Here is a 15943-nt window from a genome sequence, read left to right as displayed (position 1 = left end):
TACGGGCATCGACTATGGCTCAAGAAGCATTCAGAAAGACTTGACGTTGATAAAAGCCCAGCGACGGGCGTAGAGGAATTCAGAGCGACCGATTAGCTTAGCGGTCTGTCCCTGTTCTTGTGAGGGTTTTTAATCTGGTCATACTGGAGCACCAACGAGCCGCTACGGTCACACTTCTACAACCACGACATCGAAGGTAGACCCAAGATCTTAATGATCGACCTTAAGGTAACTCTAAGAGCATTCTCTTTAAGTTTTTATTATTTATAGAACTAAACTAATAAAACTTAATCTTAGAGTCATCTTGTAGAGATCTTTAAGTTAAAAGGCCCCTTTATACTGTGCGATCAGAGATAGGAGGCCCAAACCTATCAAGGGTCTATTCACACGAAGTGCGCAGACAGAATCGCTACAGTGGACCTGATGCTGGCCCCGCAGATCCCGTTAGGGCTGCGCTTGGTGGTCGTGGTGTCTTGGACATTGGTCTACCTGAAAGAGGTAACGTTGATCACTGGACGTACACGCCTTGCCCGCAGAGGGCCACCTTTGAGGTGACCTTGCGGCATCTTGAAAGGAAAGCAACGCTGATTTAGCCTGTCCCTCTTTGGGTGAGGGTTTTTAAATCTTCGACGAACGTGTAGCTAACACGTCAGGACTCACAACCGCTCGCATGTCCTTATCGAACCTAACGGCTGGTCTTCCCTGAAGTGACATCAAGGTAGACCTTATTGTTGACTTTCATACCGCCGCAATAAGTGAAGTACACACCTTCGCCACGATTCGTTGAGGCCATCCAGCCACCAATTTCCTTGAAGTCATCCTCAGTACAAGTGCCGTCATCTATCAATGCCCGCGCTGCTTTAGCAAATGGGTCCTTATAAATCCTATAATCGTCTGAACCTTTTACGAGAGAGTAATCTCCACTTGCATCCTCTGAAGGGTCCTTAGGGCGATCTCGGCTAAAATCTTTGCTCTGAACCCATTCAGCAAACTTCCCGTCCTTGATGCCATTAACGGCCGTACAGGCTTTATTTCCAGACTTAATGTACTCGCTGACGCCGCCAGTACAGGATGCAGAATAGGTTTTAGTAATACGCACCCACTGACCTTTACGCTCTAAGATGTCAACGCCTTCCCTGAACATAAGACGGCCTGCGACCCCACACTCTGTAGATGGGCAAGTGTGTCGATCAGTACGATCTGTGGTGACCCATAGTTTTTCCTGCCCCAGCGCATGAGCCGCAAAGACTTGAAGCACTGCACAAAGAGCGAGGCCACTGAAGAAACGTCCATTGTTCAATTGACAGCTCCGTTACTTAGTTAATGTTCCATGATGTCCGCATACTAAGCGCTCGTTGGCGACCAGCATAGATGCAGCCTTAGCTTACCAGCTTCAAAGCTTTCACCAGAGCGTCCGCCATACGGCCCACCTCAACGGCACTCCCAGCCCCGTACAGGTCATAACTGATAGACCCTGAAGCGTGACCCAAGATGGACTCAGCGGTTCCCACAGGCACCTCAGCGGCCTTCAAGGCACCGGCCAGTGAGTGACGCAATGAGTGGAAAGTCTGGGTCCGATCAGCGTTCAAGCTCAAGACATCCCGTAACGCACCATTAAGCAGGTTCGAGAACTGACCAGCGCCCAAGGTGAACAGCCGAGAGTCGGCCTTCCTGACAAACTCAAGGAACGCCTTAAGGTCGAAGCCATAGGCCCCGTCAGTCAGCGGTACGACACGTAGAGCATTCTTGGTCTTGGCTGTCTTGCCATCGTTCCTATTGATGTCGATGACCCACACAGTCCCGACCTGCTTAACGTCAGCCTTGGTCAACTGCCTGAGTTCCTCAATACGGGTCCCAGTGATCACTCCAAGGGACAACGCCCAGCGCTGCCAAGCGTCCACTGGAAGCGACTTAGCGTGAGCCATCAGGGCCTTTACCTGATCCTGAGAGAGCGCCTCACGGGAGCTGTCAGCTCCTTTAGTTGGCTTCAGGCCCTTATCGAAACTCTTATCGAGGTAGCCATTGTTCACAGCCCAATCCATGACCGTTGATAGCCGGGTCAGCAGCTTCTTAACTGTCGAAGGCTTACGGGCCTCAAGGAGCTTTTCCCTGAGGCCCTTCATGTCCTCCCGTGTGTGGCTCTTCATGTCCAAGTCACCAAGGACCGCACCGATGGCCTCACACGATGACTTCACGTCCCGCATGGTGCTGGCCTGAATGCTGTCCTTGCGTTCCTCCATGTAGAGCGCAGAGAGAGACTTAAAGGTCAGACCCGGAGAAGCATTTACAGATTGGGAGAGAAAGAGGGCTTCAGGCGTGCCACAAGGTTCATCGTTGAGGTCCTTAACGATCTCGACCAGCTTCCCTGAACGGCCCCGCATACGCTCCTGAGAGGCCTCAAGGATCTCAAGGGCCTTACTGACTGCCCGCTGCTGATTCACACTCAGAGGCAACGTTGCGGACGCCTTACGCAACGCCAAGTGATGCTCATCGTTGATCATCTCGTAAGCGACCAGTGAGCTGTCACCGTGTGCCATCGTCAAGTTGTACTCAGCGAAGTCAGTCAGGCGCGCGCGCAGTTCATCCCATGACGCCTCTGGGTTGTCCAAGTGGTAGGCCTTGAGGGTCGAAAGGATGTCGTCTGAGATGGTCATTGCGGTGGCCTTGTCGGTGGTCCTGAGTGACAGCGTGAAGAAGCCCTTAACGGTTCCTTGCGGGCGAAGGCGAAGGTAATAGCGACCAGACCGGCGATAGTGGTATGGCTTGGCGAGCGCAGTTTGTAACAGGTTTGTCCCACTTTGGGAGCGGTGGTTGACGGTCATCGGCTGAAACCCCTGTATCCATTGGGTTTAGCCTCACAGGGTCGAGTTCTACAGCAACTATAAGGTCAGCCGCGACCTGATCGAATTGCGCAACCTGGCCCAAGTGGCCGAGCTGATGATCCGGTCGGCCATGGAGCGCAAGGAAAGCCGCGGCTTGCATTACACCCTCGACTATCCACAGATGCTGCCCGAAGCCCGGGACACTATCCTGGTGCCAACCACCTACGCCGGCTGAACTTCAGGCGTACCCGCAGGCGCCGGTGCACATCGGCGGCCTGTGCATCCCTTGGCACGCAGATGGACCGCACTCGCCGTTCACCCTGCGCCCGGTAACGCAACACCACGATCAGCGGCAACGCCAGGCTGTCGGGCCGCAGTTGCACAGGGTGCCACCCGCGTGCGGCGCTCCATAATTGCCAGCCATCGTCGTCACGGCGCAGGCCACGAATCGACGAACGGTGAGTGAGCAGAATTTGCCGCGGTAACACCCAGGCACAATGAGCCAGGCATAACAGGATGCCCAGGCTTGAGTAAGGCAGGTTTAGAACCAGCAGGCTGCCCAGCGCGATCAGTTGGGCAAGCACATAGGCCGCCAGCAACAGCCGCGAGGCCTGCCAGCGGCATTCGAAACGATTACTTGGGCTGGACACGGTCCAGGATCATCCGAACCATGCGCTGCAGCTCCGGGTCTTCGGATTCGGCGCGCTCCATGAACCAGCCAAACATGTCCTGGTCTTCGCACGTAAGCAACCTGACGTAGAGGTCGCGGTCCACCTGATTGAGCGTCGCGTACACCTCTTTGGTGAAAGGCACCAGCAACACATCCAGCTCCAGCATGCCGCGACGGCTGTGCCAGTAGAGGCGATTGATTTCTACATCTTCGACCATGGAGCCCTCCTAAAATAGAGCGCAAGTATACAGCCCAGGCGACACCGGAACAGTCGGCTTTGGTCGACCGCGACGAAACTATGCATTTGCCGGACGCCCCTCTATGATGCACCCATGACTTTTTGACCTGCGATGACCCATGGCTGACTCCGCTTTTTTCTGCTCCCTGTCCCACGAAGGCGTTCTCGCCGTCCGCGGCTCTGATGCTGCCAAGTTCCTGCAGGGCCAACTGACCTGCAACCTTAATTACCTGAGTGAAACCCAGGCCAGCCTGGGCGCGCGCTGCACGCAAAAAGGCCGGATGCAGTCGAGCTTCCGCATCCTGCTGCAGGGTGATGGCGTACTCCTGGCCATGGCCACCGAGTTGCTTGAACCGCAGCTGGCAGATTTGAAAAAGTACGCGGTGTTCTCCAAATCCAAGCTCACCGACGAAAGCGCTGCCTGGGCGCGCTTCGGCCTGGCGAACGCAGACGCGGCCCTGAGCGCCCTGGGCCTCGCGCTGCCGGTCGAGACCGATAGCGTGGCGCGCAACGAAGCATTGATCGCCGTCCGCGTTTCCCCGGGCCGTGCCGAACTTTGGGTACCTGCCGAACACGCCGGCGCCGTGCGCAGCCAATTGGCCGCGCAGTTGCAACAAGCTCAATTGAATGCCTGGCTGCTTGGTCAGATCCGTGCCGGTATCGGCCAGGTGATGCCCCAGACGCGCGAGTTGTTCATCCCGCAGATGCTCAACCTGCAGGCCGTGGGTGGCGTCAGCTTCAAGAAAGGCTGCTACACCGGCCAGGAAATCGTCGCGCGCATGCAGTACCTGGGCAAACTCAAGCGGCGCCTGTATCGCCTGAGCCTGGAGGCCGACGAACTTCCCGAGCCAGGCACGCCGCTGTTTTCCCCCAGCCATAACAGCGCAATCGGCGAAGTGGTCATCGCGGCAAAAGCTGACCAGTCGATTGAACTTCTCGCTGTGCTGCAAGCCGAAGCTGCCGACAGTGGCGACGTGCGCTTGGGCACCTTGGAGGGCCCGGGCTTGCACCTGCTTGACCTGCCCTACCAACTGGACCGTGATCGCGAGATCCAGCGTTAATCGCCGTACTTTTTTGCAGCACCCTAGAGAGCATGAATGAACAAGCTGGCGGAAAAAGTCCAACAAGCGTTGGTAACGGCCATCGACAACGATGACCTGGTTCTGCCGACATTGCCGGAGGTGGCCCTGAAAATTCGCCAGGCCGCCGAAGACCCGGACATCAGCATCAGCCACCTGAGCAAAGTGATCAGTCGTGACACGGCCCTGTCGGCGCGCCTGATCAAAGTGGTCAACAGCCCGTTGCTACGGGCCAGCCAGGAAGTCACCGACCTGCACACCGCCATCACCCGGCTTGGTACCAACTACAGCAGCAACCTGGCCATCGGCCTGGTGATGGAGCAGATCTTTCACGCCCGCTCCGAGGTGGTCGAACAGAAAATGCGCGACGTATGGCGCCGCAGCCTGGAGGTGGCGGGCGTGAGCTACGCCTTGTGCCGTCGCCACAGCCACCTCAAGCCAGACCAGGCGGCCCTGGGTGGCCTGGTGCATCAGATCGGCGTGCTGCCGATCCTCACCTATGCCGAGGATCACTATGAGCTGCTGGCCGACCCCGTCAGCCTCAACCACGTCATCGACAGCATCCACCCGGTGCTGGGCGACAAGCTGCTGCGGGTCTGGGACTTTCCCGAGATGCTGGTGAACGTGCCAGGCCAATACCTGGACCTGACACGCGACTCTGCAAGCCTGGACTACGTCGACCTGGTGCAGGTCGCCGCTCTGTACTGCCACCGCGGCACCGACCATCCCCTGGGGACCGCGCCGATTGCCACATTGCCGGCCATCACGAAGTTACGCATAGACCTGCACAGCGACGCCCTGCGCAGCGAACTGGACGAAGCGCGCTCGATGTTTTACTGATCAACCCGCGATAAAACTCACGCGCACCTTAAGCCCCGCCAGCTCGCCATCATGCAGGCTGATCTGCGCCAGGTGCGCACGGCAAATCTCCCCGACAATCGCCAGCCCCAAGCCCGACCCCATGCCCTGCTGGCTGCGTCGATAAAAGCGCTCGAATACCCGGTCCCGCTCATCCAGCGGGATGCCGGGGCCGTCATCCTCCACCTCCAGCACCGCCGGGGCCGTCACGCGCAGAATCACATTGCCGCCGGGCGGGGTATGGGCCAAGGCGTTATCCACCAGGTTACTCAGCAGCTCATTCAACAGCGTCGGTTCGCCGCGCAGCCATACCGGCTCGTCGGCCTCCAGCGCCAGGGCCACGCCCCGCGCGTGGGCCAGCGGCGCCATGGCCATACCGAGCTCACGGGCCAATTGGCTCAAATCGAGCAGTTGCGCACCGCCTTCGGCAATGGCGCGGGCACCGTTTTCGATGCGGGCCAGGGACAACAATTGATTCGCCAGGTGCGTCAGGCGGTCGGTGCCCTGGGCGGCCGTTTCCAGGGTGCTGCGCCAGGTGGCCGGTTCTTCGGCACGCAGGCCCAGTTCCAGCCTGGCCTTAAGCGCCGCTAGGGGCGTGCGCAGCTCGTGGGCAGCGTCGGCAATAAACTGCGCCTGGCGCTCGAACTGCCCGCGCAGACGTTCGGTGAAATGGTTGAGCGAGCGCACCAGTGGGCCGAACTCATCCTGAACTTCCACCAAGGGCAGGGGCCGCAGATCATCAGGCTGGCGCTCTTCCACCGCTGTACGCAGGCGTTCCAGCGGGCGCAGCGCGGCGCTCACCGCGAACCACACCAGCAATAACGCACCGATGGCGAGCATGCCCAGGCGCAACAAGGTGTCGGCCATCAGGCTGCGGGCCATGGCCACCCGGGCTTCGTCGGTCTCCGCAACACGAATTTCGGCCATGCCGTTCATGTTCGGTTCCGAGACGGCCTTGAGCAGGCTCACCACGCGCACAGGCTGGCCCAAATACATGGCGTTGTAGAACCGCGCCAAGGCCGGGTAATCGTCGGTGCGGGGCGTGCCGGGCGGCGGGCCGGGCAGGTTTTCGTAACCGGAAATCAGTTTCTGATCAATATCATTGACCTGGTAATAAATGCGCCCGGCACTGTCGTAGGCAAAGGTGTCCAGGGCCACATAGGGCACATTGGCGCTGAGGGTGCCGTCCACCTGGGTCAAACCGGCGGCAATGGTGCGTGCCGAGGCCAGCAGCGTGCGGTCATAAGCGGTGTCGGCGGCTTCGCGACCGTTCCAATAAGCGCTCATGCCGCTGGCGAGCATCAACAACACCAGCAATAACGCAAGGTTGCACAGCAAGCGCCAGCGCAGGCTGCTGGGCTTATGCATCACGGGCTTCCAGCAAATAGCCAAGGCCGCGGAAGGTGACGATGGCGATGGGTTGGCCATCGAGCTTCTTGCGCAGGCGATGCACGTAGATTTCGATGGCGTCGGGGCTGGCCTCCTCGTCCAGGCCGAATACCTGGGAAGCCAATTGTTCCTTGCTCATCACGCGCCCCGGCCGGGCGATCAAGGCTTCGAGCACCGCTTGTTCTCGGGAGGTCAAGGTCATCAGCTCGCCTGCGACCGTGAAGCGCCGAGTGTCGAGGTCGTACACCAGCACACCGCAGGTTTGCTGACGCTCGCCGCCCAACACGCTGCGCCGCAACAGTGCCTTGACCCGTGCTTCGAGTTCCGTGAGTTCAAACGGTTTAGCCAGGTAGTCATCGGCGCCCAGGTTCAGGCCGTGCACGCGGTCTTTTACATCACTGCGAGCAGTCAGCATCAGCACCGGCAGATTTTTTCCACGTGCCCGCAAACGCGCGAGCACCTCGAAACCATCCAGGCGCGGCAGCCCAACGTCCAGGATCACCGCGGCGTATTCCTCGCTGCTCAAGGCCAGGTCCGCCGCCACGCCGTCATGCAACACATCAACGGTCAAACCCATGCTCTTGAGCGCTTGGGCGACACTTTCGGCGAGCTGCAGATGGTCTTCAACCAGGAGGACACGCATGGATTTCTACCTCATTCAGGGGTGGTCGGCGCCACGCTTTGCCCGGCAGTTTACAGCCGCAACCTGGCCTGTGAAGCCCGAAAACATTGAAAGGCGATTGAAAGGTTAGTGAAAGCTTCGCCCTTTAGCATCCAACCACGGTGGTCTATGCCCGCCGAGTTGCCTGACCCGTAGCGCCCGAAAAACGCCTCGAAGCGTTTTCGCCAAAATAAGAACAATAACGGAGTACACCACGATGCTGTCGACCCAGCCACAGGCTTGCCCGCCTGTTCGCTCTTGCCGTCTGACCCACACCGCCCTCGCCAGTGCCGCTGCCCTTGCCGGCTTTGCGCCGCTCAGCCAGGCTGCCTTCTTCGAAGACAGTAGCGCGACCCTGGAAACCCGCAACATGTACTTCAATCGCGACTTTCGCGACGGTACCAGTGCGCAGCAATCCAAGCGCGACGAATGGGCCCAGGGCTTCATGCTCAACCTGCAATCAGGCTACACCGACGGCACCGTCGGCTTTGGCGTGGATGCGCTGGGCATGCTCGGCGTCAAGCTCGACTCCAGCCCCGACCGCACCGGCACCGGCCTGCTGCCGACCCACGATGACGGCCGCGCCGCCAACGAGTACGCCAAGCTGGGCCTGACCGGCAAAGTGAAAATCTCGGCGACTGAGCTGAAAATCGGCTCGCTGATCCCCGAACTGCCGATCCTCAAGCCCAACGACGGGCGCATCCTGCCGCAGACCTTCAACGGTGGCTTGATCACCTCCAAGGAATTCAAGAACCTGGTGTTCACCGGTGGCCGCCTGGACAAAGCCAAGGACCGCGACGACACCAACTACGAAGACATCGCGCTCAATAACAAGAACAGCCGCTTCCTCAGCGGTGCCACCGGCAAGCACTTCAACTTCGGTGGCGTCGACTACAAGTTCGCCGACAAGATCACCGGCAGCTACCACTTCGCCCAACTCGACGACGTGTATCGCCAACACTTCTTCGGCATGGTCGCATCACGCCCGATGGGCCCTGGCACTTTCGCCGCCGACCTGCGGCTGGCCATCAGCGATGACACCGGCTCGGCCCGCGGCGGCAATATCGACAACAAGTCCCTCAACGGCCTGTTCAGCTATGCCCTCAATGGCCATAAGCTCAGCGCCGGCTACCAGCACATGTCCGGCGACAGCGCCTTCCCATATGTGGATGGCAGCGACCCGTACCTGGTCAACTTCGTGCAGATCAACGATTTTGCCGGCGCTGAAGAACGCTCCTGGCAGGCACGTTACGACTACGACTTCGCCAAGCTGGGCATTCCTGGCTTGAGTTTCATGAGCCGTTACCTCTCGGGTGACAACATCAAGCTCAAGAACGGCGAGACCGGCAAGGAGTGGGAACGCAACAGCGAGATCAAGTACGTGGTGCAAAGCGGCACGTTCAAAGATGTGGCCGTGCGCCTGCGTAACGCCACCTATCGTTCCAACTACTCGGCCCGTGATGCGGATGAAATGCGCTTGCTGGTCAGCTATAGCGTCGCACTTTGGTAGTACCCCTCATAACAACAACGATGGAGATCGCCATGACCCCTTCACTGCGTAAATTTGCCCTCGCCGCCGGCTGCATGCTGTTCGCCGGCCAACTGCTGGCCGCCGACGAACCCAAGCGTCCGGAATGCATCGCCCCGGCCTCCCCTGGCGGCGGTTTTGACCTGACCTGCAAACTGGCGCAAAGCGCGCTGGTGAACCAGAAGCTGCTGACCAAGCCGATGCGTGTGACCTACATGCCAGGCGGCGTGGGCGCGGTGGCCTACAACGCGGTCGTCGCCCAGCGCCCTGCAGATGCCGGCACGTTGGTCGCCTGGTCGAGCGGTTCGTTGCTGAACCTGGCCCAGGGCAAGTTCGGCCGTTTTGATGAAAGCGCTGTGCGCTGGTTGGCGGCAGTGGGCACCAGCTATGGCGCCATCGCGGTGAAAAGCGACTCGCCCTACAAGACCCTCGATGACCTGGTTAAAGCCCTGAAGAAAGACCCAGGCAGCGTGGTGATCGGCTCCGGCGGCACCGTCGGCAGCCAAGACTGGATGCAAACCGCGCTGATCGCCAAGGCCGCCGGAATCAACCCGCGCGAACTGCGTTACGTCGCCCTTGAGGGTGGCGGTGAAATCGCTACGGCTCTGCTGGGCGGGCACATCCAGGTGGGCAGTACCGACATCTCCGACTCCATGCCGCATATCCAGAGCGGCGATATGCGCCTGCTGGCGGTGTTCTCCGAGCAACGCCTGGATGAGCCGGAAATGAAGGACATCCCGACCGCCAAAGAGCAAGGCTACGACATCGTCTGGCCGGTGGTGCGTGGCTTCTACCTGGGGCCAAAGGTCAGCGATGCCGACTACGCCTGGTGGAAAGACGCCTTCGACAAACTGCTGGCTTCCGAGGAGTTCGCCAAGCTGCGTGACCAGCGCGAGCTGTTCCCGTTCGCCATGACGGGCCAGGAGCTGGACACCTACGTGAAGAAACAGGTGGCTGACTACAAAGTGCTGGCCAAAGAGTTCGGCCTGATCCAGTAATCGCCCCTCTTTTGTGTAATGCCCCTGTAGGAGCGAGCGTACTCGCGAAGAACCCAAGGACATCCACGTGCGTCCAGAGAGCACGCGTTATCGTTGAAGTTTTTCGCGAGCAAGCTCGCTCCTACAAGAGGGGCCTTGGAGTTTTCTATGCTCTTACAACGCATTTTCGCTGCCGCGCTGTTACTGGCCTGTATCGGCCTGGCGCTCATGGCCTGGCCGTATCAGGCGGCCTTTTCCTACGAACCTGTAGGGCCCAGGGCCTTTCCCCTGCTGCTGCTCGGGCTGATGGGCCTGGCGCTCATCTACATGATGATTCGCCCGCAGGCGACCAAACACACCGACGATGAACCCGCGCTGGATCAACCCACGTTGATCAAGATCGGCATCTGTGTGGCCCTGCTGCTGGTGTTTGCCGGCACATTCGAATCCTTGGGTTTCATTCTCAGCAGCATGCTGATCGGTATTCCGATGGCACGGCTGTACGGCGGCCGCTGGTTGCCCAGCGTGGTGATCATCACCTTGATGAGCGTCGGTCTTTATCTGCTGTTCGATAAAACCATGGACGTACCGTTGCCCCTCGGCCTGCTCGACGTTCTGGAGAACTGACATGGATACTTTTGGCTATTTGGGCCAGGGTTTCGGCGTTGCGCTGAGCCCCTATAACCTGGTGACCGCGTTGTGCGGCACCCTGATTGGCACCGTGGTCGGCCTGTTGCCGGGCCTGGGCCCGATCAACGGCGTGGCACTGTTGATCCCCATCGCCTTTGCTCTGGGCTTGCCGCCAGAGTCGGCGCTGATCCTGCTGGCAGCCGTGTACCTGGGCTGCGAATACGGTGGCCGCATCAGTTCGATTTTGCTGAACATCCCGGGCGAAGCGTCCACCGTGATGACCACCCTCGACGGTTACCCGATGGCCCGCAAAGGCCTGGCCGGCGTGGCACTGTCGTTGTCGGCCTGGAGTTCGTTCATTGGGGCGTTTATCGCCACCTGCGGCATGGTGCTGTTCGCCCCGCTGCTGGCCAAGTGGGCAATTGCGTTCGGCCCGGCGGAATATTTTGTTTTAATGGTGTTTGCAATTGTCTGCCTGGGCGGCATGGCCGGTGACAAACCACTGAAGACTTTTGTTGCGGCGCTGATCGGCTTGTTCCTTTCCTGCGTGGGCATCGACGCCAACAGCGGTGTGTACCGCTTTACCGGCGACAATATTCACCTGACCGATGGCATCCAGTTCGTGGTGTTGGTACTCGGCCTGTTCTCCATCAGCGAGATTCTCCTGCTGCTGGAAAAAACCCACCGTGGCCAGGAAGCAGTGAAAGCCACCGGGCGCATGATGTTCAACGTCAAGGAAGCCTTATCGGTACTGACCGTGAACCTTCGTTGCGGCGTATCGGGTTTTATCATAGGCGTATTGCCGGGTGCGGGTGCGACCATGGCCTCGGCCGTTGCCTACATGACCGAGAAACGCATCGCAGGCGCCAGCGGCAAGTTCGGCCAAGGCGACATGCGCGGCCTGGCCGCCCCTGAAACCGCCATTGGCGCATCGGTCTGCGGCGCCATGGTGCCGATGCTGACCCTCGGCGTTCCTGGCTCCGGCACCACAGCGGTGATGATCGGCGCCCTGTCGCTGTACAACATCACTCCCGGCCCACTGCTGTTCCAACAGCAACCGGACATTGTCTGGGGCCTGATCGCCTCGTTGTTCATCGCCAACATCATGCTGGTCGTGCTCAACATCCCGATGATCCGCATCTTCACCCGTATCCTCGCCGTGCCGAACTGGGCGCTGGTGCCGGTGATCGCCATCATCACCGCGATTGGCGTGTACGCCGTGCATGCCACCACCTTCGATCTGTTCCTGATGATCGCCATCGGCATCTTCGGCTACATCCTGCGCAAGCTGGACTTCCCGCTGTCGCCGCTGCTGCTGGGCTTTATCCTCGGCGGTTTGATGGAGCAGAACCTGCGCCGTGCGCTGTCGATCTCCAACGGTGCGCTGGAAATCCTGTGGTCGAGCCCGATCACCTTTGGCGTCTGGGTGCTGACCGCAATCATGCTGCTTGTACCGCTGCTGCGTATCTGGCGTAAACGCGTGCAACAGCGTCGTGCCCTGGCCGATGTCTGAGGTCACCTTTAAACATTGGTGGGGAACACCGCTGGTCGGCCTGGCCGGCGGTTACCTGGCCAGCCTGGTGGGCTGGCCGTTGCCGTACATGGTCGGCTCGTTGCTGGCGATTATCCTGGTGCGTTGCCTCACGCCCTGGCAGTTGGCGGAGATTCCCGGCGGGCGCAAATGCGGCCAATGGGTGGTGGGCATCGGCATTGGCCTGCACTTCACCCCACTGGTGATCGAGCAGGTGATGAGCCACTTCGGCCTGATCTTCTTCGGTGCACTGGTCACCAGCTTGTCGAGTGTGGTCGGCGTGTGGTTGATGCGCCGCAGCGGGGAAGACCGCGCCACGGCGTTTTTCTCCAGCATGCCGGGCGGTTCCGGGGAGATGGTCAACCTGGGCGCTCGCAACGGCGCGGTGCTCAGCCGGGTTGCGGCCGGGCAGAGTTTGCGTGTGCTGGTGGTGGTGTTGTGTGTGCCGGCGATCTTCAAGTATTTGCTCGGAGGCGGCGCACCGCAGTTTCACCCGGCGCCGGTGGACTGGGCGTGGCTGGCCCTGCTGTTTCCGGTGGGTGCGCTGGTTGCCTGGGGCTGGCAACGCTTGCGCCAACCCAACCCTTGGCTGTTCGGGCCATTGCTGGTGAGTGCGATCGCCAGTGTGACCTGGGATTTACACATTGGCCTGCCCGACGGCGGCAGCCAGATCGGCCAATGGTTGATCGGCAGCGGTTTGGGCTGCCACTTCAATCGGCAGTTCTTCCGTCGCGCGCCCTCATTCATGGGCCGCACCTTGATTGGCACGGCATTGACCATGCTGCTGGCGACGTTAGCGGCGGTGGGCTTGAGCGCCCTCACTCACCTCGATCTGCGATCACTGACCCTGGGCATGATGCCAGGCGGTATCGCTGAGATGAGCCTGACAGCTGAGACCCTGCAGCTGTCGGTGCCCTTGGTGACGGCGATGCAGGTGATGCGCTTGTTGTTCGTGCTGTTCTTGGCCGAGCCTTTGTTTCGGCACTGGAACCGTCAGCCCGACCCCCTCTAAAACCTCCCACATGTTGAATGTGCCAGGCCTCAGACGGGTGGCAAACGCCACTCGATGGGGGCCTCGCCATTCTGCTCGAGAAACTTGTTGGCCCGGCTGAAATGCCCGCAGCCCAGAAACCCGCGATACGCCGACAACGGCGAAGGATGCACCGAGGTCAGCACCAGATGCTTGGTGGCGTCGATGAGCTTCTGCTTGCTTTGAGCATGGGCGCCCCACAGCAGGAACACCAGGTGCGGCTGATGCTCGCTGACTACCTCGATAATCCGATCGGTAAAGAACTGCCAACCCTTGCCCGCATGGGCGTTGGCGTTGGCGCGCTCCACGGTCATGGTGGTGTTGAGCATCAGCACGCCTTGGTCGGCCCAGCTTTGCAGGTAGCCGTGGTTGGGGATGTCGATGTTCAGGTCGCGCTTGAGCTCTTTATAGATATTGACCAGCGACGGCGGCGCCGGCACGCCCGGTTGCACCGAGAAACACAGGCCATGGGCCTGGCCAGGGCCGTGATAAGGGTCCTGGCCGAGGATCACGACCTTGACCTTGTCCAGCGGTGTTGAATTGAGTGCGTTGAAAATCAATGGGCCGGGCGGGTAGATCTCTTTGCCTGCGGCATGTTCCTGGCGCAGAAACTCGCGCAATTGCGCCATGTAAGGCTTCTCGAACTCTTCACGCAGAGCGTGTTTCCAGCTGGGTTCGAGTTTGATACGGTCGCCATCGGTCATAGTTGAATTGTCTTGTAAAAAAGAATGAGGCGAACCCTAGGAAAGCCGACCCCGCTTGTCAATTGATCTGACACAGCACCGGCACTTTCCCACGAAGGGATCATACTCATCCTTCACCTTCTCAATTGAGGTCACGATGAACCTGCATTTCGAAGAACTGACCGGCAGTGGCGGCGCTCGCATCGGTATCGCCAGCCTGGACGCGCCAAAGTCCCTTAACGCCCTCTCCCTGCCAATGATTCTGGCCCTGGATGAGCGCATGGAGGCCTGGGCCAAAGACCCGCAGATCGTCTGCGTGCTGCTACGCGGTAACGGCCCCAAAGCCTTTTGCGCCGGTGGCGAAGTGCGCAGCCTGGCTCAGGCTTGCCGTGAGCAGCCCGGCGAAGTTCCGGCTCTGGCCGCCCAGTTTTTTGCCGCTGAATATCGTCTTGACTACCGCCTGCACACCTTCCCAAAGCCGTTGATCTGCTGGGGCCACGGTTATGTCTTGGGCGGTGGCATGGGCCTGTTGCAAAGCGCCGCCGTGCGTATCGTTACGCCAAGCAGTCGTTTGGCCATGCCCGAGATCAGCATTGGCTTGTACCCGGATGTGGGGGCCAGTTGGTTCTTGTCCCGCTTGCCGGGTAAGCTCGGCCTGTTCCTGGGCCTCACCGGCGCCCATATCAACGGTCGCGACGCGCTGGACTTGGGCCTGGCAGACCGTTTTCTGCGTGATGACCAGCAAGACGAATTGCTCGATGGCCTGCTGCAGCTGAACTGGCAGGAACAGAGCGCGATGCAACTCAACAGCTTGCTCAAGGCCCTGGCGCAGGAGGCGATCAGCGATCAACCCGACGCGCAATGGCTACCACGCCGCCCACAGATCGACGAATGGCTGGATGTAGGAGATGTACGCTGTGCCTGGCGCGCCTTGAACCTGCTGCGCGACCACAGCGACCCGCTATTGAGCCGGGCCGGCAAAACCCTGAGTGAGGGCTGCCCACTGACGGCGCATCTGGTGTGGGAACAGCTCCAGCGCGCCCGCCACCTATCCCTGGCCCAGGTGTTCCAGATGGAATACACCCTGAGCCTCAACTGCTGCCGTCATCCGGAATTTGCCGAAGGGGTGCGGGCGCGCCTGATCGACAAAGACCAGGCGCCTCATTGGCACTGGCCGGATATCAACACACTCCCGGAAGCGGTGGTGCAGGCGCACTTTGACAAGGCCTGGGAAGGTAGAAATCCTCTGGCAGATTTATCTGACTACTGACAGGTCTGTACGTTTGTCGTTGACCTTGAACTTGCAATTGTCCGGTTGGCTGTCCACGCACGTATACACCGGCAACTCGAACGCATCGGGCTGCAGCTTCCAATACAAGGAGCTGGTCAACGACATGTTGATAATCTCATTGCCCCTGCTTGGCCTCAACGCTACTACTACCCCGCTCCAGTTGGTGCGGTAGATGCACTTGTCCATGTAGCCGTTTCCTCTCTCCTCGCCGTCGCCCGGCATGAAGACTGCGCCAATGAACCCGTCGACAACACCACGCGACGCGACCTTCGGACTTTGCCAGCGCAGGCCGTTGTCTTGGGCGCGATAATGGCCATCGGCGTACACGATCTGCGACGGATAAGGACAGCCTTGCTCCGCACTTGCCGATGCAATGAAGCAGTTCATCAGCAGGAGCACGCAAATCAATTGTTTGAACATAGGGATTCCATCTGCTCAGTCTCACCACGCAAAAGCACAAGGCTTCTCGTTAGTGAAGTACAGCTAGCGCCTCAAAGATAGCTGTTAAATCTGACAGTACGGACATACGGTACCTATAAAAAACGGCGCATGATGC

The 15943-nt window shown here is 59.7% G+C and carries 16 protein-coding genes and 1 pseudogene; 9 read left to right on the top strand and 8 right to left on the bottom strand.

Annotation, left to right across the window (positions count from 1 at the left end):
* Window positions 1-685: 685 nt before the first annotated feature.
* Window positions 686-1300: a hypothetical protein gene (locus BMH52_RS16270; RefSeq protein WP_046784947.1), complete on the bottom strand. Its 615-nt coding sequence runs from the start codon at window positions 1298-1300 to the stop codon at window positions 686-688.
* Between the two features lie 79 nt (window positions 1301-1379).
* Window positions 1380-2822 carry a tyrosine-type recombinase/integrase gene (locus tag BMH52_RS16265; RefSeq protein WP_046784946.1) on the bottom strand — a complete coding sequence of 481 codons (1443 nt, stop codon included), beginning with the start codon at window positions 2820-2822 and terminating at the stop codon, window positions 1380-1382.
* Window positions 2823-2865: 43 nt separating this feature from the next.
* Here BMH52_RS16265 and BMH52_RS28530 point away from each other — a divergent pair.
* A pseudogene (locus BMH52_RS28530) lies at window positions 2866-3057 on the top strand (L-aspartate oxidase); the annotation flags it as partial.
* Here BMH52_RS28530 and BMH52_RS16255 read toward each other — a convergent pair.
* Together BMH52_RS16255 and BMH52_RS16250 are read right to left on the bottom strand one after the other, a co-directional pair.
* Complete coding sequence (locus BMH52_RS16255; protein ID WP_003189446.1) at window positions 3026-3472, bottom strand: protein YgfX; 447 nt, start codon at window positions 3470-3472, stop codon at window positions 3026-3028. The pseudogene BMH52_RS28530 and the gene BMH52_RS16255 overlap by 32 nt on opposite strands.
* Window positions 3456-3710 (bottom strand): succinate dehydrogenase assembly factor 2, encoded by a 255-nt coding sequence (locus BMH52_RS16250; protein WP_014717362.1) that lies wholly within the window; start codon window positions 3708-3710, stop codon window positions 3456-3458. The genes BMH52_RS16255 and BMH52_RS16250 overlap by 17 nt, the downstream gene beginning before the upstream one ends.
* A gap of 139 nt (window positions 3711-3849) precedes the next feature.
* On the opposite strand from BMH52_RS16250, the gene BMH52_RS16245 reads away from it, so the two are divergent.
* Window positions 3850-4791, top strand: a complete 942-nt coding sequence (locus BMH52_RS16245) for a folate-binding protein YgfZ (RefSeq protein WP_020301027.1) — start codon at window positions 3850-3852, stop codon at window positions 4789-4791.
* Window positions 4792-4827: 36 nt separating this feature from the next.
* A complete protein-coding gene (locus tag BMH52_RS16240; protein ID WP_014717360.1) occupies window positions 4828-5649 on the top strand; it encodes an HDOD domain-containing protein in 822 nt (273 codons plus the stop codon).
* Here BMH52_RS16240 and BMH52_RS16235 read toward each other — a convergent pair whose 3' ends face one another.
* Together BMH52_RS16235 and BMH52_RS16230 are read right to left on the bottom strand one after the other, a co-directional pair.
* Entirely contained in the window at window positions 5650-7035 is a 1386-nt protein-coding gene (locus BMH52_RS16235) for a sensor histidine kinase (protein WP_072434348.1), read from the bottom strand. It abuts the gene before it with no gap.
* Complete coding sequence (locus tag BMH52_RS16230; protein ID WP_014717358.1) at window positions 7028-7699, bottom strand: response regulator; 672 nt, start codon at window positions 7697-7699, stop codon at window positions 7028-7030. Before BMH52_RS16230 ends, BMH52_RS16235 begins: the two co-directional genes overlap by 8 nt.
* 235 nt (window positions 7700-7934) lie before the next feature.
* Here BMH52_RS16230 and BMH52_RS16225 point away from each other — a divergent pair, with 235 nt between their 5' ends.
* The 5 genes from BMH52_RS16225 to BMH52_RS16205 all read left to right on the top strand — a co-directional run bounded on the left by BMH52_RS16225 (window position 7935) and on the right by BMH52_RS16205 (window position 13395).
* Window positions 7935-9227 carry an OprD family porin gene (locus tag BMH52_RS16225; RefSeq protein ID WP_014717357.1) on the top strand — a complete coding sequence of 431 codons (1293 nt, stop codon included), beginning with the start codon at window positions 7935-7937 and terminating at the stop codon, window positions 9225-9227.
* Window positions 9228-9259: 32 nt separating this feature from the next.
* Window positions 9260-10243 (top strand): tripartite tricarboxylate transporter substrate binding protein, encoded by a 984-nt coding sequence (locus tag BMH52_RS16220; protein WP_014717356.1) that lies wholly within the window; start codon window positions 9260-9262, stop codon window positions 10241-10243.
* Between the two features lie 147 nt (window positions 10244-10390).
* Window positions 10391-10849 (top strand): tripartite tricarboxylate transporter TctB family protein, encoded by a 459-nt coding sequence (locus BMH52_RS16215; RefSeq protein ID WP_019818488.1) that lies wholly within the window; start codon window positions 10391-10393, stop codon window positions 10847-10849.
* A gap of 1 nt (window position 10850) precedes the next feature.
* A complete protein-coding gene (locus BMH52_RS16210; protein ID WP_014717355.1) occupies window positions 10851-12365 on the top strand; it encodes a tripartite tricarboxylate transporter permease in 1515 nt (504 codons plus the stop codon).
* Entirely contained in the window at window positions 12358-13395 is a 1038-nt protein-coding gene (locus BMH52_RS16205) for an AbrB family transcriptional regulator (RefSeq protein WP_019818491.1), read from the top strand. The genes BMH52_RS16210 and BMH52_RS16205 overlap by 8 nt, the downstream gene beginning before the upstream one ends.
* 29 nt (window positions 13396-13424) lie before the next feature.
* On the opposite strand, the gene ung is transcribed toward BMH52_RS16205, so the two are convergent.
* Complete coding sequence (gene ung / locus BMH52_RS16200; RefSeq protein WP_020301023.1) at window positions 13425-14117, bottom strand: uracil-DNA glycosylase; 693 nt, start codon at window positions 14115-14117, stop codon at window positions 13425-13427.
* A 136-nt stretch (window positions 14118-14253) separates the two neighbouring features.
* Here ung and BMH52_RS16195 point away from each other — a divergent pair, with 136 nt between their 5' ends.
* A complete protein-coding gene (locus BMH52_RS16195) occupies window positions 14254-15366 on the top strand; it encodes an enoyl-CoA hydratase/isomerase family protein (protein WP_032903199.1) in 1113 nt (370 codons plus the stop codon).
* Here the strand turns inward: BMH52_RS16195 and BMH52_RS16190 are convergent.
* The gene (locus BMH52_RS16190; protein WP_069868315.1) at window positions 15352-15807 is read right to left on the bottom strand and encodes a DUF3757 domain-containing protein; all 456 of its coding nucleotides are present in this window, start codon (window positions 15805-15807) and stop codon (window positions 15352-15354) included. The two genes, BMH52_RS16195 and BMH52_RS16190, sit on opposite strands and share 15 nt — an antisense overlap.
* Window positions 15808-15943 lie beyond the last annotated feature (136 nt).

It is taken from the genome of Pseudomonas sp. BTN1 (assembly GCF_001907715.1).
Classification (GTDB): domain Bacteria; phylum Pseudomonadota; class Gammaproteobacteria; order Pseudomonadales; family Pseudomonadaceae; genus Aquipseudomonas; species Aquipseudomonas paracarnis.
Note: the sequence above shows the minus strand (reverse complement) of the source record. Positions and strands in the feature narration are given on the sequence as shown.

Coding starts and splice junctions, on each gene's coding strand:
- BMH52_RS16265 (WP_046784946.1), bottom strand. CDS start 2,822: ATGACCGTCAACCACCGCTCCCAAAGTGGGACAAACCTGTTACAAACT.
- BMH52_RS16250 (WP_014717362.1), bottom strand. CDS start 3,710: ATGGTCGAAGATGTAGAAATCAATCGCCTCTACTGGCACAGCCGTCGC.
- BMH52_RS16245 (WP_020301027.1), top strand. CDS start 3,850: ATGGCTGACTCCGCTTTTTTCTGCTCCCTGTCCCACGAAGGCGTTCTC.
- BMH52_RS16240 (WP_014717360.1), top strand. CDS start 4,828: ATGAACAAGCTGGCGGAAAAAGTCCAACAAGCGTTGGTAACGGCCATC.
- BMH52_RS16235 (WP_072434348.1), bottom strand. CDS start 7,035: ATGCATAAGCCCAGCAGCCTGCGCTGGCGCTTGCTGTGCAACCTTGCG.
- BMH52_RS16230 (WP_014717358.1), bottom strand. CDS start 7,699: ATGCGTGTCCTCCTGGTTGAAGACCATCTGCAGCTCGCCGAAAGTGTC.
- BMH52_RS16225 (WP_014717357.1), top strand. CDS start 7,935: ATGCTGTCGACCCAGCCACAGGCTTGCCCGCCTGTTCGCTCTTGCCGT.
- BMH52_RS16220 (WP_014717356.1), top strand. CDS start 9,260: ATGACCCCTTCACTGCGTAAATTTGCCCTCGCCGCCGGCTGCATGCTG.
- BMH52_RS16215 (WP_019818488.1), top strand. CDS start 10,391: ATGCTCTTACAACGCATTTTCGCTGCCGCGCTGTTACTGGCCTGTATC.
- BMH52_RS16210 (WP_014717355.1), top strand. CDS start 10,851: ATGGATACTTTTGGCTATTTGGGCCAGGGTTTCGGCGTTGCGCTGAGC.
- BMH52_RS16205 (WP_019818491.1), top strand. CDS start 12,358: ATGTCTGAGGTCACCTTTAAACATTGGTGGGGAACACCGCTGGTCGGC.
- ung (WP_020301023.1), bottom strand. CDS start 14,117: ATGACCGATGGCGACCGTATCAAACTCGAACCCAGCTGGAAACACGCT.
- BMH52_RS16195 (WP_032903199.1), top strand. CDS start 14,254: ATGAACCTGCATTTCGAAGAACTGACCGGCAGTGGCGGCGCTCGCATC.
- BMH52_RS16190 (WP_069868315.1), bottom strand. CDS start 15,807: ATGTTCAAACAATTGATTTGCGTGCTCCTGCTGATGAACTGCTTCATT.